Here is a 26560-nt window from a genome sequence, read left to right as displayed (position 1 = left end):
TCGTCTTCCCATGATCAACGTGCCCAATCGTCCCTACGTTTACATGCGGCTTTGATCGCTCAAACTTACTCTTCGCCATGCTATATCCTTATCGTCAATAATTATTTGCTTTTATTGATAATTGCTTCAGCTACACTTTTAGGTGCTTCTGAATAGTGCTTAAATTCCATCGTATAGGTTGCTCTGCCTTGTGTTGCTGACCGCAGAATAGTTGAATACCCAAACATCTCAGCTAGCGGCACTTCCGCGCGTATGATCTTGAAACCCGCCGTATCATCCATACCCTGGATCATGCCACGTCGTGACGACAAGTCACCCACGACATTCCCCATAAAATCTGCTGGCGTTTCAACTTCTACAGACATCATCGGCTCCAATAAAACCGGGTTAGCTTTACGCATCCCTTCTTTGAATGCAATTGAGGCCGCCATTTTAAAGGCATTCTCACTTGAGTCTACATCATGATAGGATCCGTCAAAAAGTGCTATCTTGACATCCACCACTGGATAACCCGCCAACACACCAGAACCAAGTGACTCAAGCAAACCTTTTTCTACAGCGGGTATATATTCACGTGGAACCACGCCACCCTTGATCTCATCTGCGAACTCAAATCCCTTACCGGCTTCATTAGGTTCCATCCTCAACCAAACGTGACCATACTGCCCACGACCACCACTTTGTTTGATAAATTTGCCCTCGACTTCCACTTTCTTCTTAATGGCCTCACGATAAGCAACCTGCGGAGCGCCTACGTTAGCTTCGACCCCAAATTCCCGTCTCATGCGGTCAACAATTATCTCTAAATGCAACTCACCCATGCCAGAAATAATCGTCTGACCTGATTCTTCGTCCGTTCTCACTCTAAATGAAGGATCTTCTTGTGCCAATCTGCCTAGGGCAATACCCATTTTTTCTTGATCATTTTTTGTTTTTGGCTCGACTGCCACATGAATAACAGGCTCTGGAAAATCCATTCTTTCCAAAGTAATGATATGCTCTACATCACATAATGTATCGCCAGTTACAACCTCTTTTAGGCCTACAGCAGCCGCGATATCGCCAGCTCGCACCTCTTTAATTTCCTCGCGCTGATTTGCGTGCATTTGCAGTATCCTGCCAATTCGTTCTTTACGTCCTTTTACAGAGTTATAAACAGTATCGCCCGACGTAACAACGCCTGAATATACTCGGAAAAATGTCAACTGGCCCACATAGGGATCGGTAGCAATCTTAAACGCCAAACTCGAAAAGGGCTCATCATCGCTTGCATGACGCTCATCTTTCTCTTCATTCTCCTTAATACCCTGAATTGCAGGCACATCAACGGGAGACGGAAGATAATCGACCACAGCATCCAACATCGCTTGAACGCCTTTATTTTTGAATGCGGATCCACAGAGCATGGGTACAATCTCGTTATTGAGGGTACGTGTTCTCAATCCCTGCTTGATTTCCGCAATGGTGAGTTCACCTTCCTCGAGATATTTATTCATCAATTCCTCAGAAGCTTCAGCCGCTGATTCCACCATCTTTTCTTGCCAGCTCTTTGCATCACTGAGTAATTCTGCCGGAATATCACGCTCCTCAAACTTCATTCCCTGTGAAGCCTCATCCCAATAAATAGCCTTCATTTTGACGAGATCAATCACCCCTTCAAACCTATCTTCCGCACCAATAGGAAGCTGAATAGGTACTGGCACCGCCTTTAATCGCGACTTGATCTGCTCTAGGACTCGCATAAAATTTGCGCCCGAACGATCCATTTTATTTACAAAAGCAAGGCGAGGTACTTTATATTTGTTAGCTTGCCTCCAGACTGTTTCTGTTTGCGGTTGCACCCCCCCCACCGCACAAAAAACGGTACACGCCCCATCTAAAACTCTTAGTGAGCGCTCCACTTCGATTGTAAAATCCACGTGCCCTGGCGTATCGATAATATTTACTCGGTGTTCTGGATAATTATTCGCCATACCTCTCCAAAAACACGTTGTTGCAGCCGAGGTAATCGTTATACCTCGCTCCTGCTCTTGCTCCATCCAATCCATCGTGGCCGCGCCATCATGCACCTCTCCCAACTTATGCGACACCCCTGTGTAAAATAACACGCGCTCAGTCGTTGTGGTTTTTCCAGCGTCAATATGCGCCATAATTCCTATATTTCGATAGCGCTCAATGGGAGTTTTTCTTGCCACGTTAATAACCCTTAATCTTTTTTACCTAGAAACTTCTACTTTTCCGAAAATATCAGCTTAATGTTATTGTTAGCGAAATCATTCGGATAATGAGATACAAATTATTTAAATACTAAAAAAATACTAAAACCTATAGTGCGAGAATGCTTTATTCGATTCAGCCATACGATGAACCTCTTCGCGCTTCTTCATCGCGCCACCACGCCCCTCAGACGCTTCGATCAATTCTCCAGCCAGACGAATATCCATCGATTTTTCACTCCGCTTGCGCGCCGCATCCCGCAACCATCGCATCGCTAATGCACTACGACGAACCGAACGCACCTCGACAGGCACTTGATAGTTCGCCCCGCCTACGCGACGACTCTTAACTTCAACAATGGGCCTAATATTTGCCAAAGCTTGCGTAAAAATCTCTACCGGATCCTTCCCGGTTTTCTTCTCTATCTGCTGCAGAGCGCCGTATATAATTCGTTCGGCAACCGATTTTTTCCCGCGCGTCATCAAAACATTTACAAATTTTGCCACTTCAACATTGTGATATTTCGGATCCGGCAAAATTTCGCGCTTAGGTACTTCTCTCCGTCTTGGCATTTACTAACCTCAAACTTTCGTATCTGTTCTATCTACTTGCTCAAATTTTATATCACAAAACTCTCATAGAATTTTATGACGCTTTAGGTTTCTTAGATCCATATTTAGATCGCGCTTGCTTACGATCTTTAACTCCCGCGGTATCCAAGCTTCCACGCACCGTATGATATCGTACACCCGGCAAATCTTTTACCCGCCCCCCGCGTATCAACACCACGGAGTGCTCTTGCAAATTATGGCCCTCGCCGCCAATGTAGCTAGACACTTCATATCCATTTGTCAATCTTACCCGCGCGACCTTACGAAGTGCAGAGTTTGGTTTCTTTGGTGTTGTTGTATAAACACGCGTACAAACACCCCTCTTTTGCGGACAGCTTTCTAGCGCAGGAACCTTGCTTTTAACACGCTTAGCTTTTCGCGGCTTTCTAACTAATTGGCTTATCGTTGGCATAATATATGTTTCATTTCTAATTAATTCTGCGTTTAACAATCATCATGATTGAACAACCGAATAGGGTCTATTTGCTTTGTCTAGCCACCCCTTCATGCAGAGCAAGCGATCTAAAATCATTTTATCTGCTCGCCCCCACTTAAATTATGGGTAAGAGTGCGTGGCTAAAAAGACTGCGGATTTTATGGGGTTTATCTCACCATGTCAAGGAAGTTAAATAATATTGCATCCCATTTATCCCATAAAACCTGCATAGCTCTAGGGAAGAACTTCTACCATAACAACTTACAACCAAAGGAATGCATCAATAATGCTCGCCACGCCGAATAATCCCGCATAAGCGCTAATTATTTATTATTCAGCAACGTTCACGATTACTCGATACTGCGACGCTACTCGCTCAGCACCCTGAGTCAACAGGCCTCTGAGTTGTGCTTCACAATACATAGGCTCCATTATTTTTGTATAAAAACCCGCTTCATAAAGCGAGGCCCCTCTCATCGTTTTCGTGTTTTTGCAGCTATCCGCATTCTCAGTGCATTCAATCTAATAAATCCAGCGGCATCAACATGATCATAAGCGCCACGATCATCTTCGAACGTTGCAATATTGGGATCAAATAACGAATCTGTTTTGGAATCACGGCCAACAACCATTACATGCCCCTTGTAGAGCTTTACCCGCACCCAGCCGTTGACGCTCAATTGCGACTCATCAATCAATGTCTGCAGCATCTTTCGTTCCGGACTCCACCAGTAACCATTATAAATAAGCGCCGCATAGCGCGGCATAAGATCGTCTTTTAAATGAGCAACTTCCCGATCCAATGTTATCGATTCTATAGCACGATGCGCGCGTAACATGATTGTACCGCCCGGTGTTTCATAGCACCCCCGAGATTTCATACCAACATATCTATTTTCCACCAAGTCCAAGCGGCCAATACCATGCTCGCCACCCAAGCGGTTCAATTTTGTAAGCACCTCAGCAGGCGATAATCTTTCTTGATTCAGCGCGACAATATCCCCATGTTCAAATTCCAAATCCAAGTACTCTGGCTCATCTAGGGCTTTCTCCGGCGATGTCGTCCATCGCCACATCGACTCTTCTGGCTCTACCGCCGGATCTTCCAATAAACGCCCCTCATATGAGATATGCAACAAGTTCGCATCCATACTGTAAGGCGACCCGCTTTGTTGCTTCATCTCAACTGGAATGTCATGCTTCTCGGCATATTGCAACAATTTCTCCCGGGAGGTTAAATCCCATTCCCGCCAGGGCGCAATCACGTGGATATCGGGTTGCAGTGCATAATAACCCAGCTCAAAGCGAACCTGATCGTTCCCTTTTCCCGTTGCACCATGAGAAACCGCATCCGCGCCCGTTTCTCGAGCAATCTCTATTTGTCTTTTGGCGATCAGCGGTCTTGCAATGCTGGTGCCAAGCAAATATTCCCCTTCATATATTGCATTTGCACGGAACATGGGAAACACAAAATCACGCACGAACTCTTCACGCAAATCCTCTATAAATATCTCATTAACGCCCAGGCGTTTAGCTTTAGCTCGCGCCGGTTCAATTTCTTCTCCTTGACCAATATCAGCAGTAAATGTAACCACTTCGCACTGATATACCTCCTGCAGCCATTTCAATATAACCGAAGTATCTAAACCACCAGAAAAAGCAAGCACAACCTTTTTAATTTTATTCATGGCAACCAAACAAGACTTAAACAATCAAAATTGAAATGACTCAATTACTTAATTTCAACTCTACCCAGCAATAAATACTCCATGAGCGCTTTTTGTACATGCAGCCGATTCTCGGCCTCATCCCATACCACCGACTGAGGACTATCCAATACCTCTGCGGTCACTTCCTCACCTCGATGAGCCGGCAAACAGTGCATGAACAATGAATCTTTTTTAGCATAGGACATCATCTCGGCGTCCACACAAAAGCCAGAAAACGCGTCTCTACGCTTTTCCTCTTCCGCCTCGAATCCCATGCTCGTCCATACATCTGTCGTGACTAAATCAGCATTTTTCACGGCATCATGCGGACAAGCGAACTCTTCATAATGATCAGTGCTATACAATCCCGCACGCTCTGGCTCCACTTCATACCCCTTTGGAGTAGAGACATGGACATTAAAACCAAAAATCTCCGCAGCCTGAAGCCAGGTATTACACACATTGTTGGAATCACCAATCCAAGCGACCGTCTTACCGGCGATACTGCCCCGATGTTCTATATACGTAAAAATATCGCCTAAAATCTGACAAGGATGGTATTCGTCAGTGAGGCCATTGATTACAGGCACGCGCGAGTTTTCCGCAAAACGCTCAACTACATTATGTTCATAGGTGCGAATCATAATAATGTCTACCATGCGGGATATCACCTGCGCAGCGTCTTCCACCGGTTCGCCTCGACCTAATTGGGTATCTCGTGTTGAAAGGTAGATCGCATTTCCGCCCAATTGATACATCCCCGCCTCAAACGATAAACGCGTACGCGTTGAGTTTTTATCAAAAATCATCGCCAGCGTTCGATCCGTTAATGGCCAGTACCGACGGTATTGCTTGAATTCATTTTTTATCCACCGAGTTCGCTCGAAGATATATTCCAGCTCATCAAGCGTTAAATCATTAATCTTCAGAAAATGTTTTAATTGCATAAAATCGATATTCAATGGAAAGAACCCAGCTTGTCACGCATGATTGCAACTTCAGTTTGACTTTCCAGGAATTTCCCAATTATCTCTGACGCAATTTCCACCACCTGCTCCGCTTCCGCTTGTTTCATGATGAGCGCAGGCAACAATCTAACTACTTTTTCCGATGTAACGTTAATCAACAATCGATGCTTCAAAGCTTCCTTAACAAGTTCACCACAAGGCACTGGCAGCTCTATGCCCAGCATGAGCCCCTGCCCACGAATCTGTATTACATCCGACCAGTTGGCAAGTTTCTCCTTAAATCGCCCCCGGATATAATCGCCTATGCTAACCGCGTTCTCCATTAAATGATCTTTTTCAATCACATCCAGAGTGGTAAGTGCGGCGGTACAGGCAAGGGGGTTCCCCCCAAATGTCGAGGCATGATTTCCTGGCTTAAATACATTGGCTGCATCCCCCCTGGCGATACAAGCCCCTATCGGCACACCCGATCCAAGACCTTTGGCTAACGTCATGACATCTGGCACGATACCGCTATGCTGAAACGCAAACCATTTACCCGTGCGTCCAATCCCACACTGCACTTCATCAAGCATGAGCAACCAATTATTCTGATCACATAACTGGCGCAGACCTTGCAAATAGTTGATTTGTGGAAAGTTTACTCCACCTTCACCCTGATAGGTTTCCATTAACACTGCCACCACTTGCTTATTGCTTGCTGCAATCTGAGCAACCGCATTAAGATCATCGTAAGGAACGCGCAAAAACCCTGCAAGCAGAGGTTCAAAACCTGCTTGCGCTTTTCGATTTCCCGTCGCAGTCAGGGTCGCCATAGTGCGTCCATGAAACGAACGCTCCATAACGATGATCGTGGGCAATTCGATTCCTTTATTATGGCCATACAATCTTGCCAGCTTGATCGCTGCCTCGTTGGCTTCCGCGCCTGAATTACAGAAAAAGACATTGTCCATCCCCGATAAAGAAACCAGCCTTTCGGCCAACAACGCTTGCTTTTCAATATGATAAAGATTGGAGGTATGTATCAATAAATTTGCTTGCTCACACAATGCCTTTGCCAATGTAGGATGACTGTGCCCGAGACCACACACAGCTATGCCAGAAAGTGCATCAAGATAACAATCGCCACGATCATCCCATAACCAAACACCTTCCCCCTTGACGAAGGTAACAGGAAGTCGCAGATAAGTACTCATCAAGTTTGACACAGCGCTATACTCACATTCGATAGTTTGAATAAATAGAAAAACAATACGGCGGCCTCTGCCGCCGTATTTGACTAGTTATCGTATACTCGATCTATATTTACTTATTTAGCTTGCTTTTTCAAGGCTTTTTTATCTCACATCATTTTTAAACGATTACTTATATGCTTTTGCGCTCAATTTCTGTTTCCGAATGAATCCAGCAATAGGGATTCATCACTTCGGTGATTTCTGATTCTCTGTTTGTCTTCCGAAACAACCCCTCCGCTTATGTCGATGAAACAAGCACAGATGAGATGGCATGCTAAAATATAAAAATAGACTCATAAGCTTCGACCAAAAAAATCAAATGATCATCTTATTAACCAGCCATTCACTATTTCAGCCAGAATAAATTAGCGCTAAGCTGAAAGCGGAAATCGACAAAATCAAACAAAATGAACCAATTCGCAAAGGAAACCTTGACCGTCAGCCTCGAAGAGGAGATGCGTCGCTCCTATCTTGATTATGCAATGAGTGTCATTGTCGGGCGTGCACTCCCCGATGTGCGAGATGGGTTAAAACCCGTCCACCGGCGAGTGTTATACGCGATGCATGAGCTATCCAACGATTGGAATCGCCCCTATAAAAAATCAGCCCGTATCGTCGGCGATGTGATTGGTAAATATCACCCTCATGGTGATACCGCTGTATATGACACAATCGTACGCATGGCACAGCATTTTTCATTGCGTTATATGCTGGTAGATGGACAAGGCAATTTTGGTTCTGTAGATGGTGATAATGCTGCGGCCATGCGGTATACAGAAATACGCATGTCCCGCATCGCTCATGAATTACTCGTCGATCTCGATAAAGATACGGTGGATTTCGGGCCCAACTATGACGGCTCAGAACAAGAGCCGCTCATCTTCCCAGCCAAGATCCCCAACTTACTTATCAACGGCTCTTCGGGAATCGCCGTAGGCATGGCAACCAGCATACCCCCTCATAATCTAAGTGAAGTCGTCGATGCCAGTCTCCTACTCCTCCACAATCCAGAAGCCAGCATCAATGAACTTATCGAGCACATCCAAGCACCCGATTTCCCTACCGCCGGCATCATATATGGAACGGGAGGAATCAGAGACGGCTATCATACCGGACGAGGTCGGGTAATCATGCGGGCACGTACTCATTTTGAAGATATCGATAAAGGCAACCGCCAAAGCATCATCATCGATGAGTTGCCTTACCAAGTCAATAAAGCCAACTTGCTGATTCGAATCGGTGAACTGGTACGAGACAAGCGCATTGAAGGAATTTCCGATTTACGTGATGAATCGGATAAATCCGGCATGCGCGTCGTAATAGAGCTAAAACGTGGCGAAATACCTGAAGTCGTATTGAATAATCTGTATAAAGAAACACAGATGCAGGACACCTTCGGGATGAATATGGTCGCTTTGATAGACGGCCAGCCCCGCCTGCTTAATCTAAAACAAATTCTTGAAGCATTTTTACGCCACCGGCGAGAAGTCGTTACGCGCAGAACCACTTTCGATTTGAAGAAAGCACGCGAACGCGGACACTTGCTAGAAGGTTTAGCGGTTGCGCTATCCAATGTCGACGAAATCATTGCACTGATCAAAGCCGCGCCCACGCCTTCAGATGCTAAAAGCGCACTGATGTCTAAAGTATGGCGCTCACCAATGGTAGAAGAAATGCTGACACGCGCCGCTATCGACGCAAAAGCTTTCCGTCCGGACGGGCTCGCTTCTGAATTTGGCTTATTCGATCAAGGTTATCGATTATCCGACACACAAGCACAAGCGATCCTGGATCTCCGCTTGCAACGCCTTACCGGGTTAGAACAAGATAAAATCAAGACCGAATATACAGAAATTATCGATAAAATTACCGATCTGCTTGATATTCTTGCCAATCCGCAACGAATAACCACCATCATCGCTGAGGAACTTAACTCTATCAAACAACAATTCGGTGACAAGCGCCGCAGCGAAGTCGTTATTGACGCTCAGGATTTGAATACCGAGGACCTGATTGCCCCAGCCGATGTCGTCATCACATTATCGCATGCAGGGTATATCAAAACCCAGTTGATGGATGAATATCGCGCTCAAAAACGGGGTGGACGTGGGAAATTGGCTAGTGCCACTAAGGAAGACGATTTTATCGACAATATGTTCATTGCCAATACGCATGATTACATTCTCTGTTTCTCAAGCCTAGGGCGTGTTTACTGGATCAAGGTATACAATGTGCCACAGGGTAGTCGCTCTTCACGAGGCAGGCCCATCAACAACTTGGTTCAACTAGAAAAAGATGAAAAAATCAATGCGGTACTGCCAGTCAAAACGTTTGATGACAATCGCTATATCTTCATGGCAACTGCCTTCGGCACGGTCAAAAAAACACCGCTGTCAGAATTCTCACGGCCGCGCAACAACGGCATTATTGCAATTGGTCTCGATCAAGGCGATTATTTAATTGGTGTTGCGTTAACGGAAGGCAAGCATGATGTCATGCTGTTTTCTGATAATGGCAAAGCCATTCGTTTTGACGAAAATGATGTACGGCCGATGGGGCGTAGTGCGCGAGGTGTGCGCGGCATGAAACTGGGTACAGAACAAAAAGTTATTTCGTTGCTCGTGGCCGAAAATGAGGAACTGACGGTCTTGATAGCCACAGAGAATGGATACGGCAAACGCACTTCCATCAGTGAATTTACCCGTCACAACCGTGGCGTACAAGGCATCATCGCTATCAATACCAGCACGCGAAATGGCAAAGTTGTCGCAGCGCAACTTGTCAAACCTGACGACGAAATCATGCTGATCACGACAGGAGGAGTATTGATTCGAACACGTGTCAGTGAAATACGTAAAATGGGTCGTGCTACTCAAGGTGTGACATTGATCAATTTAGATCAGGGTGAAAAGCTCGCTGGCCTAGAAAGAGTGGTCGAAACCGATGAATCGTAACCTGTATTCCTTACTTTTAGAGAAAACAATTACGATGGGCATTGATGAACTTCTCGGGTAAATTCTTACAGGAATCCTTTGATGAGCATAATCTACAATTTTAGTGCAGGTCCGGCGGTACTACCCAAAGAAGTTCTCCAGCGCGCGCAGCAGGAAATGCTGGATTGGCACGGGCGTGGTATGTCGGTTATGGAAATGAGCCATCGCGGCGAAGAGTTCATGTCCATCATCGCAAAAACCGAGAGCGATTTACGTGAACTGGTAGGTATACCGCATCACTATAAAATCCTTTTCCTTCAAGGTGGCGCTTCCAGTCAATTTGCCATGGTACCGATGAACCTGCTTCGAGGGAAAAGGAAAGCGGATTATGTCAATACGGGTCAATGGTCTCAAAAGGCTATCGACGAAGCCAGAAAATATTGCCAAGTTAACATTGCCGCTTCGTCTGAAGATGCACGTTTTACCTATGCCCCCCCCTCTAAAAGCTGGGTAATCGATCCCGACACCGCCTATGTTCATTACACTCCGAATGAAACAATCGGGGGTGTAGAATTCAACTGGGTACCTGATATGGCACAAATTACAGGAGGAAAAATCGACGCCCCATTAGTTGCCGATATGTCATCTAATATCTTGTCACGCCCTTTGGATATCACGCCCTTCGGTTTGATTTATGCAGGCGCACAAAAAAATATCGGGCCCGCGGGACTCGTTCTCGTTATTATCCGTGAAGACCTGTTGAATACCCCCATTGCGGGCACGCCGACGATGTATGCTTACAAAACACACGCCGATCACCACTCCATGTATAACACGCCACCTACTTACGCCATTTATGTCATGGGGCTTGTTCTAGACTGGCTAAAACAACGAGGCGGATTGTCCGAAATGGAAAAAACCAATATTGTCAAAGCCAATCTGCTCTATGATCTCATTGATTCCAGCGATTTTTATCGATGTCCGGTCGCCAAGCCTGATCGTTCACGTATGAATATACCGTTTACCCTGAAAGATTCATCATTGGATAATGAATTTTTAAAACAGGCCAAGGCTCGAGGACTACTTCAGTTAAAAGGCCACCGCTCGGTGGGTGGTATGCGGGCTTCGATCTATAATGCCATGCCCTATGAGGGTGTAGTGGCTCTAGTTTCCTTTATGAAAGAATTCGAAAAAACGCATGCCTAATCAGCCACCCAAGATTTTTAGCATCCTCACGCTCAATCAGATCTCGTCAATAGGGCTGAAGTGCTTCCCTTCAGATCACTATCATGTCGGCAATGATTTAGTGAATCCGGATGTCATTCTAGTCCGGTCACACAATATGCTGGATATGGATATCCCCAATAGTGTTATCGCCATTGGGCGCGCAGGCGCAGGCACGAATAATATTCCAGTCAACGCGATGAATATACGCGGCGTACCCGTATTCAATACCCCCGGTGCCAACGCGAATGCGGTCAAGGAGCTGGTTTTAGCCGGCATGTTAATTGCATCGAGAAATTTGATTCCGGCACTGCGCTATGTAGAAAGCTTACAGGGCGATGATCAAGCCTTACATAAACAAGTTGAAGATAATAAAAAGAAATTTCTTGGATTGGAACTGCCCGGGCGAACACTCGGTATCATTGGATTAGGTAAGATTGGCAGACTGGTTGCAGACGCGGCTATCAAGCTTGGGATGAAAGTATTGGGCTATGATCCTAAAATCACGGTTGAATCAGCTTGGAGCTTACCATCAGCAGTGCAAAAAGCACAAAATATCGAAGATTTGCTACGCCGCAGTAACTTCGTTTCTCTGCACGTACCGTTAATGGACACAACCTATCATCTTATCAACGATGAAATGGTCGCTCATCTAAAACGAGATACGATCGTGCTTAATTTTTCCCGCGATGCTATCGTGGATGAAGATGCGATTCTGTCAGGAATCAAGAATGGCAAAATTAAATATTTCGTATGTGACTTTCCAAGCCAGAAATTACACCAGCAGCCATCTGTTATCGCTTTACCTCATCTGGGTGCTTCAACACAAGAAGCAGAAGAAAATTGTGCCATAATGGTCGTTAATCAAATTATAGATTATTTGCAACATGGCAATATCACGAATTCCGTTAACTTTCCAGATGTATGTATGGAACGAGGCTCGCCCTATAGAGTAGCGGTGGCTAATGCCAATGTACCCAATTTGCTGGGTCAAATTTCAACATGCATGGCAAAAGCTGGATTAAATATCCATAGCATGGCCAATCAATCTCGTGGAGAAATGGCCTATACCCTGGTCGATATCGATAGTCCAGTACCTCAAAAAGTGATCACCGCTCTCAGCAATATCAATGGTGTTTTGTTGGTACGCTATTTACCCATTCCTACAGAAACCTCTGATTAAATTCCTTGCACATGACTGAACAACTGAAACAATTGCGAGATAAGATCGATGCGATTGATAACGAATTACTCAAGCTGATCAATGCGCGCGCCGCACTGGCGCAAGAAATTGGCCGCCGCAAAAATGGGGTCACTTATCGCCCAGAAAGAGAATCACAAGTGCTTACACGTCTGCAACAATCGAATTCTGGCCCACTCACAAGTGAACGTGTTACACAACTGTTTACAGAAATCATCTCAGCCTGCCGCGCGATGGAAGAGCCGCTGACAATTGCTTATCTAGGTCCCCAAGGCACCTTCTCCGAAGAAGCAGTCACTAAGCGTTTTGGTAATACTGTCTTGACACTTGCGTGTCATACAATCGATGATGTTTTTCGTGAAGTCGAATCGGGCTCAGCCCATTATGGTGTTGTGCCGGTAGAAAATTCCACCGAAGGTGCCGTTGGTAGAACCATGGATTTACTGCTGCAAACCCCACTAACCGTGTGCGGTGAAATTGAACTCGCGGTCCATCAATACCTCATGGCCCAACAAAGCGATCTCGCGGCCATTCAAAAAATTTACTCGCATCCCCAATCGTTCGCGCAATGCCTTGGTTGGCTAAAAACGCATCTTCCCAATCTGCAGACCATCGCGCGTATCGACGCAGCAAGCAATGCCGACGCCGCCAGCCGTGCCGCAACCGATCAAAATGCGGCAGCCATTGCTGGAAAAAAAGCTGCTGCAGTATTTGGACTCACTATTTGCGCCAAAAATATCGAAGACGAACCCAACAATACCACACGATTTTTAGTGATCGGCACACAACAAGTTTCAGTATCGGGTAAAGACAAAACATCCATTGTCCTCTCTACCAGTAATCGGCCTGGCGCAATTCATGAGCTTCTTGCGCCACTTGCACGCTACCAAGTGAGTATGACCCGACTAGAATCAAGACCTTCGCGTAAAGGATTATGGGAATATGTTTTTTTTATCGATATCGAAGGCCATCAAGAAAACGAAAATATTGCAAAAGCACTTGAAGAACTGCGTAGCAAAGCTACTTTTCTTAAAATACTCGGTTCATACCCTGCCGCGCAGTAATGCATCTGATTAGTTAATCAATGCTATCTTTACTTTCAGTTTTATTATTTTAAAGTATCAACCTCTTTACGCTTATGAAACTTTGCGAACTTGCACCAGAATATATCCGCGCCATACAACCTTATCAGCCAGGCAAGCCTATATCAGAGCTGGTGCGAGAACTCGGCCTTGAAAAGTACGGGGTCATCAAATTGGCCTCTAATGAAAATCCTCTTGGGACTAGCCCCCTCGCCATGGAGGCCATGACTAAAGCATTGCAAGAAATTGCGCGCTACCCAGATGGCAGTGGATTTGAATTAAAGAATGCTTTATCCAAGCACTATGGAGTGAATGTCAATCAAATCGTGCTAGGTAACGGGTCGAACGATGTATTGGAATTAGCTGCCAGAATTTTTCTGAAACCGGGCGCTTCTGCCGTTTATTCGCAACATGCTTTTGCCATCTACCCGTTATTGGCACAAGCACTCGGTGCACAAGGGATTTCAGTGCCCGCAAGACTTTATGGTCATGATCTGGTAGCTATGCTCAACGCTATCACACCTGAGACACGCGTCGTATTTATTGCCAATCCCAATAACCCTACGGGTACACTCTGTGATACCGACGATTTGTTGCGCTTCCTCGAACGGGTTTCACAGGATGTTTTAGTTATTCTGGATGAAGCCTATGACGAGTATCTGCCCGAGGCAAATAAAGCGAATAGTATTTCATGGCTCAGAAAATTTCCAAATTTACTCATCACTCGTACCTTCTCAAAAGCCTATGGTCTTGCTGGTATTCGGGTTGGTTTTGCGCTAGCTCATCCCGATTTAGCGGATTTGATGAATCGTATACGTCAACCGTTTAACGTCAATAGCATCGGTTTGGTTGGTGCCCATGCGGCACTGCAAGATATCGAATTTGTCAAACGCGCCTACGCGACCAATCGGGCCGGTATGTTACAAATCACGAATGGACTGCGTCAATTAGGGGTGGAATATATTCCTTCTTATGGAAATTTTATTACTTTCCGCGTCAGAGGGGATGTATCCAATACGATGAAAACTTACCAAAATCTCCTTCAGCAAGGAGTAATTGTCCGCCCACTCGGCGTATACGAAATGCCTCACCATTTGAGGGTCACCATCGGCTTAGAATCAGAAAATGAGAAATTTCTGAAAGCATTGGAGCAAGTGCTCAAAACATCAACTTAATTCCTTTTTGTTTCTCAGTCTATCTTTCTAGTTATTCATAATCATGGCTTCTCCCCCGCTTAAGAAACTTGTCATTATTGGTGTCGGTTTGATCGGGGGCTCCTTTGCTTTGGCGCTGCGTCATGCTGGCATGGTCAAACATTGTGTTGGCATTGGGCGGAGCCGGAAGAATATGCAACGCGCGCTGGAGCTTGGCATTATCGATGAGATAGCGAATGATCCAGCGTCGGCGCTTAAAGGCGCTGATTTTATCCTGCTTGCCATGCCTGTTGGTCAAACTGACCAGGTCATGGCACAAATTGCGCCTTATGTAGAAGATGGAACAATTATATCTGACGTCGGCAGCACTAAACAGGACGTGATCCTTGCTGCACGGACTCACCTGGCTAGACAACTTGCTCACTTTGTCCCTAGCCACCCGATTGCTGGCACTGAATTCAGTGGAGCGGAAGCGGCTGATATTCACTTATTTTGCGACAAGCCTCTCATTATTACCCCCTTGAAAGAAAATAGTGTGGAAGCTATCGACTTGGTGACAACGCTCTGGCAGCGATGTGGCGCAAAAGTTACGCGTATGCCAGCCGCTCAGCACGACCGTATTCTTGCCACTGTCAGTCATCTTCCACATATTTTGGCCTTTTCACTCATGAATCATGTGCTTTGTAACAGCGATGATCAGCCTGAAGAAGTATTACGCTTTGCAGGCAGTAGCTTTCGCGACTGCACTCGAATTGCCAGCAGTTCACCGGAAATGTGGCGAGATATTTGCCTCGCCAACCAGGAAACACTCCTCAAACAAATCGATACCTATCAAGCTCAGCTAACTTACTTGCGCACTCTGTTAGCAAATCATGATGGAGAAGCGCTTGAACGCACTTTTGCTGCGGCTCGTGAACTGCGCCAGAAATGGTTGAACCAATTCTGTTAACTTGCCAACCAACTGTCAAGGTTCCAATTTACTGAAAGCCAGGAGAAACATCAAAGAACTTGTTGATAAATAAGCAGTCTCTATTAATCGTTAACTCTAATCCAAGAATAAAAAAACTTATGCGTCAATATCTGATTACCTTCACCGCTTTTATTATTGCACTTATCTTTTTCAAGAATGTTAACGCTCAGCTGCCTCTCACCGAAGTACCCTCCAGCTTAACTCATGTCACCTCGGTTGAAGGTATTTCAGAATACCAACTCGAAAATGGATTGCGCATCCTGCTCGTTCCCGATAATTCGCTCGACTCGATTACGGTCAATGTCGTTTATCTTGTTGGTTCACGCAATGAAGGCTATGGTGAAGCAGGAATGGCGCATTTACTCGAGCATCTGTTATTCAAGGGGACAGCACAATTTCCTGACATCAAGAACGAATTTACTAAACGGGGGGCTCGCTGGAATGGCACGACCTCCTACGACCGCACCAATTATTTTGAAACATTTACCGCTAGTAACGATAATTTAGATTGGGCGTTGCGCCTAGAAGCAGACCGCATGGTCAACTCGCGTGTAGCTAAATCTGACCTTGACAGCGAAATGACGGTGGTACGCAATGAATTTGAGGCGGGCGAAAATAGCCCATTCAGCGTCCTGTTCGAACGAATGACGTCAACGGCCTATACTTGGCACAACTATGGGCGAGCCATCATCGGTTCTCGCTCAGACATCGAAAATGTACCCATCGAACGGTTACAAGCTTTTTATCGCCACTATTACCAACCGGATAATGCAGTACTGGTCATTGCCGGAAAATTTGAGGAAGCCGAAGCACTAAAAATGGCCGTTCGTCATTTTGGCCCTCTACCCCGTCCGGTGCGCCATTTACAAGAAACCTACACCATCGAGCCGACACAAGACGGTGAACGCATGGTTAAATTACGCCGTGTCGGCGATAGCCAGATTGCTGCGACACTTTATCGTGTACCTTCTGGCGCACATCCTGAATATGCTGCGCTCGATCTGCTGGTGACTATTCTCAAACAAGTTCCCGGTGGTCGACTTCACAAGTCGCTAGTGGAAACCAAATTAGCGACAAGTATCATGGGATTTGATCGTCAATTAAGAGAACCGGGGTATGTTTTTTTTGGCGCAAATCTGAGGCCCGATATGTCACTGGAAACTGCGCGCGACACATTGATCGATACCATCGAATCGCTCTCGACCCAACCGATAACCCTTGACGAACTCGAACGAGCACGCATCCGTTTACTAAACAATATCGAGCAATTACTTTCTGATACACGCCGACTCGCCATCACCCTGACCGAATTCATTGCCATGGGAGATTGGCGCTTATTATTCCTGCATCGAGATCGTATCAAGCAAACCACTTTAGAAGAAGTACAGCGTGCGGCCAATAGCTATTTCAAGCCGAGCAACCGGACGGTCGGTTTATTTATTCCAACCACCGCACCCGATCGTGCGGAAATTCCAGCCCCGCCCGATCTCGCACGCATGTTGGCCGATTACCGGGGTGACCCAAGCATTAGCACAGGTGAGGCGTTTGATCCGACTCCTGAGAATATCGAAGCAAAAATCATTCGAACAACACTGCCGGGAGGCATGAAACTCGCCATGTTACCCAAAAAAACCCGTGGCAGTACGGTAGTTGCCTCACTAGTGCTTCATTGGGGCGATGAGGAGAGCAAACAGAATAAAGCGACGGCATGCAACATAACGGGAGCGATGTTGATGCGTGGAACTCAAAAACACACTCGAGAACAATTACGCGATGCATTCGACAAACTCAGGGCACAAGTCAACGTGAGCGTTGAGGGTGTTTCGATCGAAACGGTGCGCGAGCATCTGCCCGATACGCTGCGATTGGTTGCCGAAGTGCTGCGGGAACCTACTTTCCCAGTCGATGAATTCGAGCAACTCAAACTGGCAATGTTGTCCTCCATTGAAAGCAAGCGAAGCGAACCCAGCGCACAGGCAAGCTTGCTCCTTGATCGCCATCTTGCTCCTTATCCCTCGTCACATTGGCACTATACGCCCACTTTGGAAGAACGCATCGAGCTGATCAACGCACTGACATTGGAAGAAGTCAAACAGTGTCATAATGATCTATTCGGTGCATCAGACAGTGCATTTTCTATTGTCGGCGATTTTGATCCCAAAGAAACTCAACAACGCTTGCAACAGCTTTTTGATGACTGGAAAAGTCCATACCCTTATCAGCGCATACCAATGATTTATCAGGAAATTGAGCCAATCAATCGAGAAATTGATACGCCTGATAAGGCCAATGCGGTCTTACAAGCTGGCATGAATCTCAAATTGCGAGACGATCACCCTGACTACGCGGCACTCATCGTAGGCAACTATCTATTGGGAGGCTCGGCTGACTCTAGGCTTTGGCGGCGTATTCGAGAGCAGGAAGGTTTATCCTACAATGTTGCTTCGACGCTTTCTGCTAGTGCCTTCGATATGCATGGTGAATTCAATATCTATGCCATCTATGCGCCGGAAAACCTTACACGAATCGAATCTGCCATCAAAGAAGAGTTAGCGCGTGTTATGAAGGAAGGTTATACACTGGAAGAGGTTGAAACTGCCAAAGCGGGTTATCTACAAGCACGGCGCGTTGCACGTGGCCAAGACAAGGCGCTGGTCGAACGGCTTGTCAGTTATTTGGAACGTAACCGCACCATGCAATGGGATATCGAATTTGAAGCTAAAATCGCGGCGCTTACCCCTGAATCGATTCTGGCTGCGATGCGTAAACACCTAGATTTCAACAAATTGACAATCATTAAAGCAGGCGATTTTACAAAAACCAAAACAAATACAGTATCGCCATAAGTACGGGATCCCGCGACTCATGTCAAGTAGCTTGCTAACGGGCTTGCATGAGTCGCCTATATCGGAAATATCAACCTTACGATCCCAGTTGAGTGTTTATCGCTCGAGGCTCGGGTTCGCTTGCTGCAAAATCAAGCTCGACTTTTGCCCCATCCGGATCGTGACAAAAAAGCTGCCAAGTATGTTCGCCTACCAGCCGATGCAGCTTGAACGGAATACCATGCTGATTCAGTGTATCGACAACGACTTGCAGATTGGAGGCAGTAAATGCCATGTGATCGATCACTCCTTGTGCCTCAACCGGTAGTGGTTTACCTGCAATGATATGCAAGATCGCTTGATCACCGGAGTAAAGCCAAGCACCAGGGAACGCAAAGGGAGGACGGTAACCTTCTGTCAGCCCCAGTACCCCAATATAAAAAGCTTTACTTTTTTCCAGATCGCTGGTTAACACCGTAAAATGGTTCATCCCATCAATGGCCATATCGATCTTCTCCTTTCGTGTCTATAAATTCAAATTCGTGTTGAAATCGAATTACTCATTCAGCAATCTTATCAGCCCTCCTACATCACATCCTAGAAACCGCTATTGATTGCTTGTTGGGGAAACAAGTTATTGATCCATCGGTATATTGATATTTTCCCCTCACGCCCTCGAACGAGGCCACCGTCATAACATGGGTCAGAGTTACACCCTCCCCATCCAATGGCCACTTCCAAAATCATTCAATTTATGTGGTCGATCTTGCTTTCAACATCGTCTCTATATCAAGGGGTGGGACGGGTGGACTAAAAAGATATCCCTGGAACTGATCGCACTTCAGCAATCTGAGCAAATTGACCTGTTCAGTCGTTTCAACGCCTTCGGCAATAACCTTCAAATTGAGTGAATGCGCTAACATGATGATTGTGGAAACAATATTGGTATCATCCGGATTATCCAGCATATCTGAGATAAAAGATCGGTCAATTTTTAATGCATTAACAGGTAGCTTGCTCATATAACTCAACGAAGAATACCCTGTTCCGAAATCATCGATACTGATACGTACTCCCTTATCCTTTAACTCATAAAATTTTTTAATATTATCATCAAGATTCTCCATAATCAGTGTTTCCGTAATTTCCAGCTCTAAGCCTGCCTTATCGTCCGGAAAGCTATCCAATACACTGATTACAGCCGGAACAAAATTTTTATCCTTAATCTGGACCGATGATACATTCACTGCAATCGGGGGGGATATCAGACCTTTTTCTTTCCATGCCTGCCGGTCTTCCATTGCTTTCCTGATCGCCCATAATCCAACTTCAATAATCATTCCCGTTTCTTCCAGCAACGGGATAAATTTTATAGGGGGGACCAGGCCATCCTGAGTTTGCCAGCGGATCAACGCCTCCAAGCCACATACTTCATCCGATGACAAATTGATTTTAGGCTGATAATGCAGAATGAATTCCTGCTTATCAAGCGCCTGCCGCAATCTATTTTCTAAAATAAGCTTCTCGGCAACCAAAGCATTCATCTCGCGTGCGTAAAACAGATATTTGGCATTGGCTTGTTTAGCGCTTTTCAATGCCGCTTCAGCGTTTCTGAAAAGAACCTCTGCCTCAACTCCATCAGTTGGAGAGAGGGCTACGCCCACCTTGCTCGATACCAGGATACTTCTTCCTTCTACCATCACTGTTCTTGGCAACACTCCATGTAACTTTTCTTCAATAAAATGGGCTACTACCGATGGTTCATGAATATCCACGAGCAAAATAGCGAAACAATTTGCCCCCACACGTGCCAAACGATCTTGCTCAGGAACGCACGCTCTAAGATGATTGGCAAACTCCTTGAGCAGGCCATCGCCCACATGGCGGCCATACACATCATTGACATAAGCGAAACGTTCTATGTCCAATAACAACAGCGCCACTGCATAACCTGGCACTGCTGGATGTAAAGCCTGCACCAGACGATCCGTGAATAATTCGCGGTTAGGCAATCCCGTCAGTACGTCATAGTAAGCCAGATATTTAATCTGTTGCTCTCTATTGATACTTTCTAGCCCAAAGGAAATATCAGCAGCCATCTCGCGCAGTAAATTTATTTCCTCTTCGTCAAAAGCGTTTTTTTCCGTGCTGTTCAACCCAAATACGCCGATCACCTCATCACCCATTGACAGCGGTAATGCCGCTATCGAATGAATCCCTCTTGCCAGCAGTTCTTGCTGGTATTTCACATCGACTGCCATAGCCACATCATTGTTGAAAATGACCTTATTCTCCCGCAATACGGTCGCAACCAGGCTATGACCTTCGGGCTTATTTTCATCTATCGAAAACTTGGCCGTGTCATGAAACCCCTGATCTTCTCCACAAACAGCCACAGGGCATATTTCTCCAGTCGTTCGATCAAGCAAACCGATCCATGCCATGGCAAACTTACCGTATTCGACTGCGATACGGCAAGCTTCTTGGTATAAGGTTTCTTGATCATGCACGCGAATGATCGTAGAGTTGATACCGCTCAGGACGTCACGTATCCGATGCAAGCGCGCAATCTTCATTTCTTGTGCATACCTTTCGCTCATATCCATCATGGCGCCAATCATGCGCATTCCCTTCCCTGATGCATCACGTATGACATACCCTCGATCATAGACATAAGCATACGACCCATCGTGTCGCATGAACCGATATTCAGCACTCCAGTATTTTTCTTCTCCCTCGATTACTTGGTAAAGACTACTTTTTATCACATCGCGCACATCAGGATGGATATGTTCCATCCAAAAACGGATACTCGGCTCAGCTTCCTCTCCATAACCAAACAACAACTCGAATGATTCGTTCCGCCAAAGATAACCCGTTTGCAGATTCCAGTCCCACACGGCATCATTGGTCGCACGCGCGATGATCTCAAAACGCTCGATACTCTGACGCAACTCATCCTCCATTTGTTTGCGTTCAGTAATGTCAGTACCGACGGCCAGAATCATGTCTGCGCTACCATCAGAGGAAATAATCGGACGCATTATTGTCTGTAGCCAGTGGATTTTGCCATGCGCATCCGTGATTTTTACTTCCGGAAAAAATTTTTCACATTTTGTGTCCATCACTTCAAGTTCATCCATCTGCAAATGCTTAACCAACTCAGCATTCGAACGCGAGATGAGATCGACATTGTTTTTCCCCAGCAAATCACTGGCAGTCATACCCAAGAAAGCAGCAAATGCTTCATTTACAAGTACAAACCGCCCTTCGCGATCTTTGGCAAAAATCAGATTCTTATCCAAATCGATGACCTTGCGAAAAAAAGTGCGCTGCGCTTCGATTTCCCTTTCAGCTGCTTTCTGGAGCCTTTTCAGCTCCGATTCATCCAGTGCACGCTTGACCGCATTACTTAGGCGCAGTAAATTGGATTTCAATACATAGTCGGACGCACCATTTTTCAGCGACTCAATCGCATTTTCCTCACCGATAGTGCCAGATACGAAGATGAAAGGAATATCGGGAGCAAGCTCACGACTGATCGCAAGTGCACGGTAGCCATCGAAATGACCTGGCAAAGAGAAATCAGATAAGATGATATGGGGCTTGAATTCTTGTAATGCCTGACGCAGATCGGGCTCGCTATCCACCCGCTTGCTGACATAAATGATCCCACTCTTACGCAATTCTCTTAATTCAAGCTCTGCGTCCGTTTCGACGTCTTCAATCAGTAATACCTTGATTTCTACCCCGTGGTTCATCCTGTCCTCTTAGTCCCTAATTCACTGGTATCTTATTGATCAACATCCAGTAAAAACCTGCATTAGACACCGTCTCCATAAAGCTCTGAAAATCGACAGGTTTTACGATATAGCTGTTTACCCCAAGCTTATAACTTTCCACGATATCGTTTTCTTCTTGAGAGGAAGTTAGCATGACTACAGGTATGTTGCAGGTGGCAGGATCAGCTTTAATCTTTGCCAGTACTTGTATGCCATCCACCTTGGGCAACTTCAAATCCAAAAGAATCAGCCTCAGCCCGTCCATCGATGAACGCTGAGCATATTTTCCTGAGCAATAGATGAATTCCAATGCCTCCGCACCGTCTTTTACCCAGTAGATTCTGTTGGCTAATTTAATTTTTTTGAGTGCACGTGCCGTTAATTCGTAATCATGGGGGTTATCTTCCACGATGAGTATTTCCACTTGCTCAAAGTTGTTCGTCATGCAATTCCTTCCGAGGTAGCGTGAAATAAAATACTGCGCCTTCATTGACTTTGCCTTCAGCCCACACCCTTCCGCCGTGACGCGTAATAATCCGCTTGATGATGGCAAGTCCGATTCCTGTCCCCGCAAAATCCTCGGCGCGATGGAGGCGCTGAAAAACAGAAAAGAGCTTGTCATAATATTGCATATCGAAACCCACGCCATTATCTTTAACGTAATATACGATCTCAGCCTCATCGCCATATCCGCCCCATTCGATAATGGGCGCTGAGCGCTCACTGCTGTATTTAACGGCATTGGAGAAAAGATTGAACCAAACTTGGCGTAGCAATGCTCTATCCCCCTTAGCAGCGGGCAACGGATGTTCAACCAATTTTACGCGCTGCAAATCATGCTGCATGCGCATTTCTTCAAGCACATCATTGACCAGCGCTTCCATATTGATTTCGACCGATTTGATACCTTGCCGACCTAAACGGGAAAAAGACAAGAGATCATCGATCAGCATACTCATTTTTCGAGCGTTATCTTTTACCACTGATAACAGGCGCTGACCTTCCGCATCCAATTTTTTACCGTAATCTTCTTCTAATATCAAAGAAAATCCTTCAATAGCCCGCAATGGCGAACGCAGATCGTGAGAAACAGAATAGCTAAAACTTTCCAACTCTTTATTGGCATTCTCTAGCTGCCGAGTACGTTCAGCAACCCGCTGCTCGAGTTCTATCACCATTTGCTGATCTTTTTCGGCTCTCCATCGTTGACGCAAAACATGAACGATCAACCACAATACAAGCATGCAAAAGAAAAACACGAGTATATAGCCGGTCAAAACCCGGTTGAGCTGTTTGTTCTTAAATTCAAATGCTGTTTCAATGGGTTGCTGGGCGATGACTCCCCAGCCAAATTTGACCGGTGCATAAGCAGCGACACGATGCTCTTTTTCGATATGATTATAGATATACCCAACCCCTTTCTGCCCTTGCAAAACATACTGCACCGATGGCACTTCTGAATAATTCATGATCTCGCCCTGAGCGGGAAATCGGGGATGGGATGCCAATTGCCCCTTGCTATCGACCACATAGATGAATCCACCTACCCCGATCTCGATCTGACTGATCCAAGTAAAAGATTTTTCCATATCGATATGCATGACTAATATACCGAGTGGATTCTGAGCACTATCTTTGATCGGTATCGCCACAACGAATAGGTTATGGCGCGGTAAAGCATATCGCTCAAAGACGGGTGAAATGTAAGGCTCCCAGTTACGACTCACGTTATGATACCAGTCCCGATGAGCGTAGCTGATCCCTATACCGCTTGCCAATATGGGCAACTCCGCCATTTTGATGCCATCCAGACTGGTGAGATGAACCCTTTCGATAAACGGAAAATCACTCACGACGTCCTTGAGAATTTCTGCCGCTTCAGCCCATTTACCCTCGGCAATCAATTTACGAAATTGCACCCGGGTAGCGAGCGCGACACCGACGTCCACCATACGATCGAATTTTTCTGATAGAGTTGTGGCTGATAGCTCAGCAATAGTCAACCTTCGAGATAGGACCGACTCAGTTAGCTCTTCATCGATAGATTGATAGCTCTGGACGGCCAGAAAAATAAATAGCGACAATATGCCTATCAGCAGGACATAAAATAACCCTAATCTTTTAGCTTTAATCAACCCCGCCCCTTTCATTTTATGATCGGTAATTTCCATAGTTGATGGATCCTCGTCAGATAGAAAAAACCTTACCCAATTACCTTTTCTTTGGGCCGCAAATAAGCAAACAGCATATCATTAAGTCACTTCCCGAATGAATGCAATAGCAGAAAAAGCGGGGTTGAATATTGTATTTTTAAATGATGCGGGTACGAAAAGGCAGGAAAAATGATGCCTGAATTGCAAAAAATCCAGGCCTGCAGTGTGGCTTCACTACTGAAGGCGCCCATTATAAGCAGCCCCTTCAGTAGCTCGAAGTAGATCTGTCATGATTGATTTTCAGTGCGTCAAGGTTGCTTCTATTTCCGCAAAGGTCTTGGCAACACCCGTCGGCGTTATTGCTGTGCCTAATTGTTTTTCGATTTGTGTTAACGAAAAGATGCCACATATTAACGGCTCACCATTGGAGTCTCGCTCCATCACCAAAGTATGCTGCCGCCCAGCTTCGCGTAAACTGGCGACGACATGTCCAACTTTAGCCAGCCTCACTTCCTCAATGGGTATCGCCTCTAAACAATCAAGCGGCGTCATAATATCCGAAACCAGTATCTCATTATGTCTCACACGCCGCTCTTGGATAAAACGTAAAGGTTTTTCTCCCAGAATGTCAGAGGCCGTGATCACACCTTGCAAATAGCGGTCGCTATTCAATACAAACAAAGAGCGAACCCCTCGCTGCATCATATAGGCATTGGCGAGTTCCATGGTTGCATGGGGTTCGATTTCTGCGACATGGCTATGCCGCAAATCTGTCATAATCTCAAATGCGGGTGATTCCATTGTGACCGATTTGGGGGGGATGGGATGGGAAATCCGGACAGCACCAATTAGTCGCTGTGCTGGAAGCACGGGGTATTCAAGCATGATAAGTTCCTCCTATTAAATGGCTAAACCCTTAAATTGGAAAGAATTAATACTTTAAGCCTTCCTCCTTGTCACTTTACGCTCATCAAAATAAAGGGTCAATCAGCTTGTACAACAGCAGCATAACATCACTGGGCGCAATCCCGGTTAATTCGATGATCAATGATGCTGTAAATTAAAGCGATGGAAATACCGCAATGTTATCGTTCGATGAGGTATCCCCTGTGCAACTGACATGCACGTTGATACGCCAAGCCGGCAAGTGCAAGATCACCAAGTGCCAACCCACGAAAAACAAAAGCGGTCTTCTCATCATCAGAGCTGCGTCCTGCGACTTCCCCATTCACCAACCCAGTCAGATCGCCTGCTACCCACTTTGCATCGACTAGCGGTGATGGCATATACGCTTCTTGTTCGAGATCATCGATGACGATACGGTCAAATGTGCGCATGTGTTCCTTTATCCAAGAAGCTGCCAAATCAACCGTAGTGGCAAACGCCCCTGCTTTCAACCAGCGCGCATCGATAAAAGGAACAAGCGTTGGAGAAAGCGTTACGGTCGAGATCACCAGATCCGCCCCTTTCACCGCTTCCTCGGCATTACGACATGCCACAGCTGATATACCTAATTTCTCTACTGCCTGGCAAAATGCATCACGATTCTTGCTGCCACGGCTAAATGCGCGAACCTCTTTCAATGGAAACAGGGAAGAAAATGCCTGCAAGTGACTACGCGCCTGAATACCACAGCCGATAAATGCAGCAATACAAGATTCAGGTCTTGCCAATCGCGTAGCAGCAACCGCGCTGAGTCCAGCTGTTCGTACAGCCGTAATCCAATTGCCATCCATGATTGCCATAGGAAAGCCGGTATCGCTATCGAGCAACGTTACCAGTGAGTTAATATCGGGCAAGCCGCGTTCCCGATTGCGCGGATTGAGCATGAGCGATTTGACCGCTAAAAAGGGCGGATCATCGGCAGCAGACAATGTCGCCATCATATAACGGCCATCCGGCGGCGTAATTACGGTCTTCGGCGCATTCCAGGCAAGGGACTGCCGACTGCCACGTAACAGATGCTCAATACGACTAACAACATCATCAGTGGTCAGCGTTAGACCTTCGAGCATCTGATGATTCAAGTAAAGTAAATTTTTTGGCATTTCCATCATTTC

At 45.9% G+C, this 26560-nt stretch carries 19 protein-coding genes; 7 read left to right on the top strand and 12 right to left on the bottom strand.

Annotation, left to right across the window (positions count from 1 at the left end):
- Positions 1-101: 101 nt before the first annotated feature.
- The 6 genes from fusA to C8R30_RS09605 all read right to left on the bottom strand — a co-directional run bounded on the left by fusA (position 102) and on the right by C8R30_RS09605 (position 7137).
- On the bottom strand, positions 102-2195 hold the full coding sequence (gene fusA, locus C8R30_RS09630) for an elongation factor G (protein WP_090672724.1): 2094 nt from the start codon (positions 2193-2195) through the stop codon (positions 102-104).
- A gap of 123 nt (positions 2196-2318) precedes the next feature.
- Positions 2319-2789: a 30S ribosomal protein S7 gene (rpsG, locus tag C8R30_RS09625; protein WP_090672722.1), complete on the bottom strand. Its 471-nt coding sequence runs from the start codon at positions 2787-2789 to the stop codon at positions 2319-2321.
- A gap of 73 nt (positions 2790-2862) precedes the next feature.
- A complete protein-coding gene (gene rpsL, locus C8R30_RS09620; RefSeq protein WP_090672719.1) occupies positions 2863-3240 on the bottom strand; it encodes a 30S ribosomal protein S12 in 378 nt (125 codons plus the stop codon).
- A 497-nt stretch (positions 3241-3737) separates the two neighbouring features.
- Positions 3738-4952, bottom strand: coding sequence for an argininosuccinate synthase (locus C8R30_RS09615; RefSeq protein ID WP_090668959.1), 1215 nt, complete (start codon positions 4950-4952; stop codon positions 3738-3740).
- A 44-nt stretch (positions 4953-4996) separates the two neighbouring features.
- Complete coding sequence (gene argF, locus C8R30_RS09610; RefSeq protein WP_090668956.1) at positions 4997-5920, bottom strand: ornithine carbamoyltransferase; 924 nt, start codon at positions 5918-5920, stop codon at positions 4997-4999.
- A gap of 11 nt (positions 5921-5931) precedes the next feature.
- Positions 5932-7137, bottom strand: a complete 1206-nt coding sequence (locus C8R30_RS09605; RefSeq protein WP_090668953.1) for an aspartate aminotransferase family protein — start codon at positions 7135-7137, stop codon at positions 5932-5934.
- Between the two features lie 446 nt (positions 7138-7583).
- Between C8R30_RS09605 and gyrA the strand changes: the two genes are divergently transcribed.
- From gyrA to C8R30_RS09570, 7 genes are all read left to right on the top strand, one after another.
- Positions 7584-10130: a DNA gyrase subunit A gene (gene gyrA / locus C8R30_RS09600; RefSeq protein ID WP_107790021.1), complete on the top strand. Its 2547-nt coding sequence runs from the start codon at positions 7584-7586 to the stop codon at positions 10128-10130.
- A gap of 81 nt (positions 10131-10211) precedes the next feature.
- Complete coding sequence (gene serC / locus C8R30_RS09595) at positions 10212-11315, top strand: 3-phosphoserine/phosphohydroxythreonine transaminase (protein ID WP_107790020.1); 1104 nt, start codon at positions 10212-10214, stop codon at positions 11313-11315.
- A complete protein-coding gene (locus tag C8R30_RS09590; RefSeq protein WP_107790019.1) occupies positions 11308-12516 on the top strand; it encodes a phosphoglycerate dehydrogenase in 1209 nt (402 codons plus the stop codon). Before serC ends, C8R30_RS09590 begins: the two co-directional genes overlap by 8 nt.
- A gap of 11 nt (positions 12517-12527) precedes the next feature.
- On the top strand, positions 12528-13598 hold the full coding sequence (gene pheA, locus C8R30_RS09585) for a prephenate dehydratase (protein ID WP_090668941.1): 1071 nt from the start codon (positions 12528-12530) through the stop codon (positions 13596-13598).
- A gap of 74 nt (positions 13599-13672) precedes the next feature.
- Complete coding sequence (gene hisC, locus C8R30_RS09580) at positions 13673-14791, top strand: histidinol-phosphate transaminase (RefSeq protein WP_090668938.1); 1119 nt, start codon at positions 13673-13675, stop codon at positions 14789-14791.
- A 43-nt stretch (positions 14792-14834) separates the two neighbouring features.
- The gene (locus tag C8R30_RS09575; RefSeq protein WP_090668935.1) at positions 14835-15719 is read left to right on the top strand and encodes a prephenate dehydrogenase; all 885 of its coding nucleotides are present in this window, start codon (positions 14835-14837) and stop codon (positions 15717-15719) included.
- A gap of 119 nt (positions 15720-15838) precedes the next feature.
- On the top strand, positions 15839-18586 hold the full coding sequence (locus C8R30_RS09570) for a M16 family metallopeptidase (protein WP_107790018.1): 2748 nt from the start codon (positions 15839-15841) through the stop codon (positions 18584-18586).
- Positions 18587-18662: 76 nt separating this feature from the next.
- On the opposite strand, the gene C8R30_RS09565 is transcribed toward C8R30_RS09570, so the two are convergent.
- The 6 genes from C8R30_RS09565 to C8R30_RS09540 all read right to left on the bottom strand — a co-directional run bounded on the left by C8R30_RS09565 (position 18663) and on the right by C8R30_RS09540 (position 26557).
- Positions 18663-19070 carry a VOC family protein gene (locus C8R30_RS09565; RefSeq protein ID WP_090668930.1) on the bottom strand — a complete coding sequence of 136 codons (408 nt, stop codon included), beginning with the start codon at positions 19068-19070 and terminating at the stop codon, positions 18663-18665.
- 247 nt (positions 19071-19317) lie between these two features.
- Positions 19318-22326 (bottom strand): EAL domain-containing protein, encoded by a 3009-nt coding sequence (locus C8R30_RS09560; RefSeq protein WP_107784211.1) that lies wholly within the window; start codon positions 22324-22326, stop codon positions 19318-19320.
- Positions 22327-22342: 16 nt separating this feature from the next.
- The gene (locus C8R30_RS09555; RefSeq protein ID WP_090668926.1) at positions 22343-22792 is read right to left on the bottom strand and encodes a response regulator; all 450 of its coding nucleotides are present in this window, start codon (positions 22790-22792) and stop codon (positions 22343-22345) included.
- Positions 22776-24518, bottom strand: coding sequence for a sensor histidine kinase (locus C8R30_RS09550; protein ID WP_090668923.1), 1743 nt, complete (start codon positions 24516-24518; stop codon positions 22776-22778). Before C8R30_RS09550 ends, C8R30_RS09555 begins: the two co-directional genes overlap by 17 nt.
- Before the next feature lie 282 nt (positions 24519-24800).
- Positions 24801-25385 carry a CBS domain-containing protein gene (locus tag C8R30_RS09545; RefSeq protein ID WP_107790017.1) on the bottom strand — a complete coding sequence of 195 codons (585 nt, stop codon included), beginning with the start codon at positions 25383-25385 and terminating at the stop codon, positions 24801-24803.
- A 200-nt stretch (positions 25386-25585) separates the two neighbouring features.
- A complete protein-coding gene (locus tag C8R30_RS09540; protein WP_239654147.1) occupies positions 25586-26557 on the bottom strand; it encodes an ornithine cyclodeaminase family protein in 972 nt (323 codons plus the stop codon).
- Positions 26558-26560: the final 3 nt, after the last annotated feature.

This window comes from Nitrosomonas nitrosa, assembly GCF_003051105.1.
Taxonomy (GTDB): Bacteria; Pseudomonadota; Gammaproteobacteria; order Burkholderiales; family Nitrosomonadaceae; genus Nitrosomonas; species Nitrosomonas nitrosa.
The sequence above is the reverse complement of the archived record's forward strand: the minus strand, read 5'-3'. Positions and strand labels throughout refer to the sequence as shown.

Coding starts and splice junctions, on each gene's coding strand:
- C8R30_RS09570 (WP_107790018.1), top strand. CDS start 15,839: ATGCGTCAATATCTGATTACCTTCACCGCTTTTATTATTGCACTTATC.
- rpsL (WP_090672719.1), bottom strand. CDS start 3,240: ATGCCAACGATAAGCCAATTAGTTAGAAAGCCGCGAAAAGCTAAGCGT.
- C8R30_RS09565 (WP_090668930.1), bottom strand. CDS start 19,070: ATGGCCATTGATGGGATGAACCATTTTACGGTGTTAACCAGCGATCTG.
- C8R30_RS09590 (WP_107790019.1), top strand. CDS start 11,308: ATGCCTAATCAGCCACCCAAGATTTTTAGCATCCTCACGCTCAATCAG.
- C8R30_RS09550 (WP_090668923.1), bottom strand. CDS start 24,518: ATGGAAATTACCGATCATAAAATGAAAGGGGCGGGGTTGATTAAAGCT.
- C8R30_RS09575 (WP_090668935.1), top strand. CDS start 14,835: ATGGCTTCTCCCCCGCTTAAGAAACTTGTCATTATTGGTGTCGGTTTG.
- C8R30_RS09615 (WP_090668959.1), bottom strand. CDS start 4,952: ATGAATAAAATTAAAAAGGTTGTGCTTGCTTTTTCTGGTGGTTTAGAT.
- gyrA (WP_107790021.1), top strand. CDS start 7,584: ATGAACCAATTCGCAAAGGAAACCTTGACCGTCAGCCTCGAAGAGGAG.
- hisC (WP_090668938.1), top strand. CDS start 13,673: ATGAAACTTTGCGAACTTGCACCAGAATATATCCGCGCCATACAACCT.
- C8R30_RS09560 (WP_107784211.1), bottom strand. CDS start 22,326: ATGAACCACGGGGTAGAAATCAAGGTATTACTGATTGAAGACGTCGAA.
- rpsG (WP_090672722.1), bottom strand. CDS start 2,789: ATGCCAAGACGGAGAGAAGTACCTAAGCGCGAAATTTTGCCGGATCCG.
- C8R30_RS09605 (WP_090668953.1), bottom strand. CDS start 7,137: ATGAGTACTTATCTGCGACTTCCTGTTACCTTCGTCAAGGGGGAAGGT.
- serC (WP_107790020.1), top strand. CDS start 10,212: ATGAGCATAATCTACAATTTTAGTGCAGGTCCGGCGGTACTACCCAAA.
- C8R30_RS09540 (WP_239654147.1), bottom strand. CDS start 26,557: ATGATGGAAATGCCAAAAAATTTACTTTACTTGAATCATCAGATGCTC.
- argF (WP_090668956.1), bottom strand. CDS start 5,920: ATGCAATTAAAACATTTTCTGAAGATTAATGATTTAACGCTTGATGAG.
- C8R30_RS09555 (WP_090668926.1), bottom strand. CDS start 22,792: ATGACGAACAACTTTGAGCAAGTGGAAATACTCATCGTGGAAGATAAC.
- C8R30_RS09545 (WP_107790017.1), bottom strand. CDS start 25,385: ATGCTTGAATACCCCGTGCTTCCAGCACAGCGACTAATTGGTGCTGTC.
- pheA (WP_090668941.1), top strand. CDS start 12,528: ATGACTGAACAACTGAAACAATTGCGAGATAAGATCGATGCGATTGAT.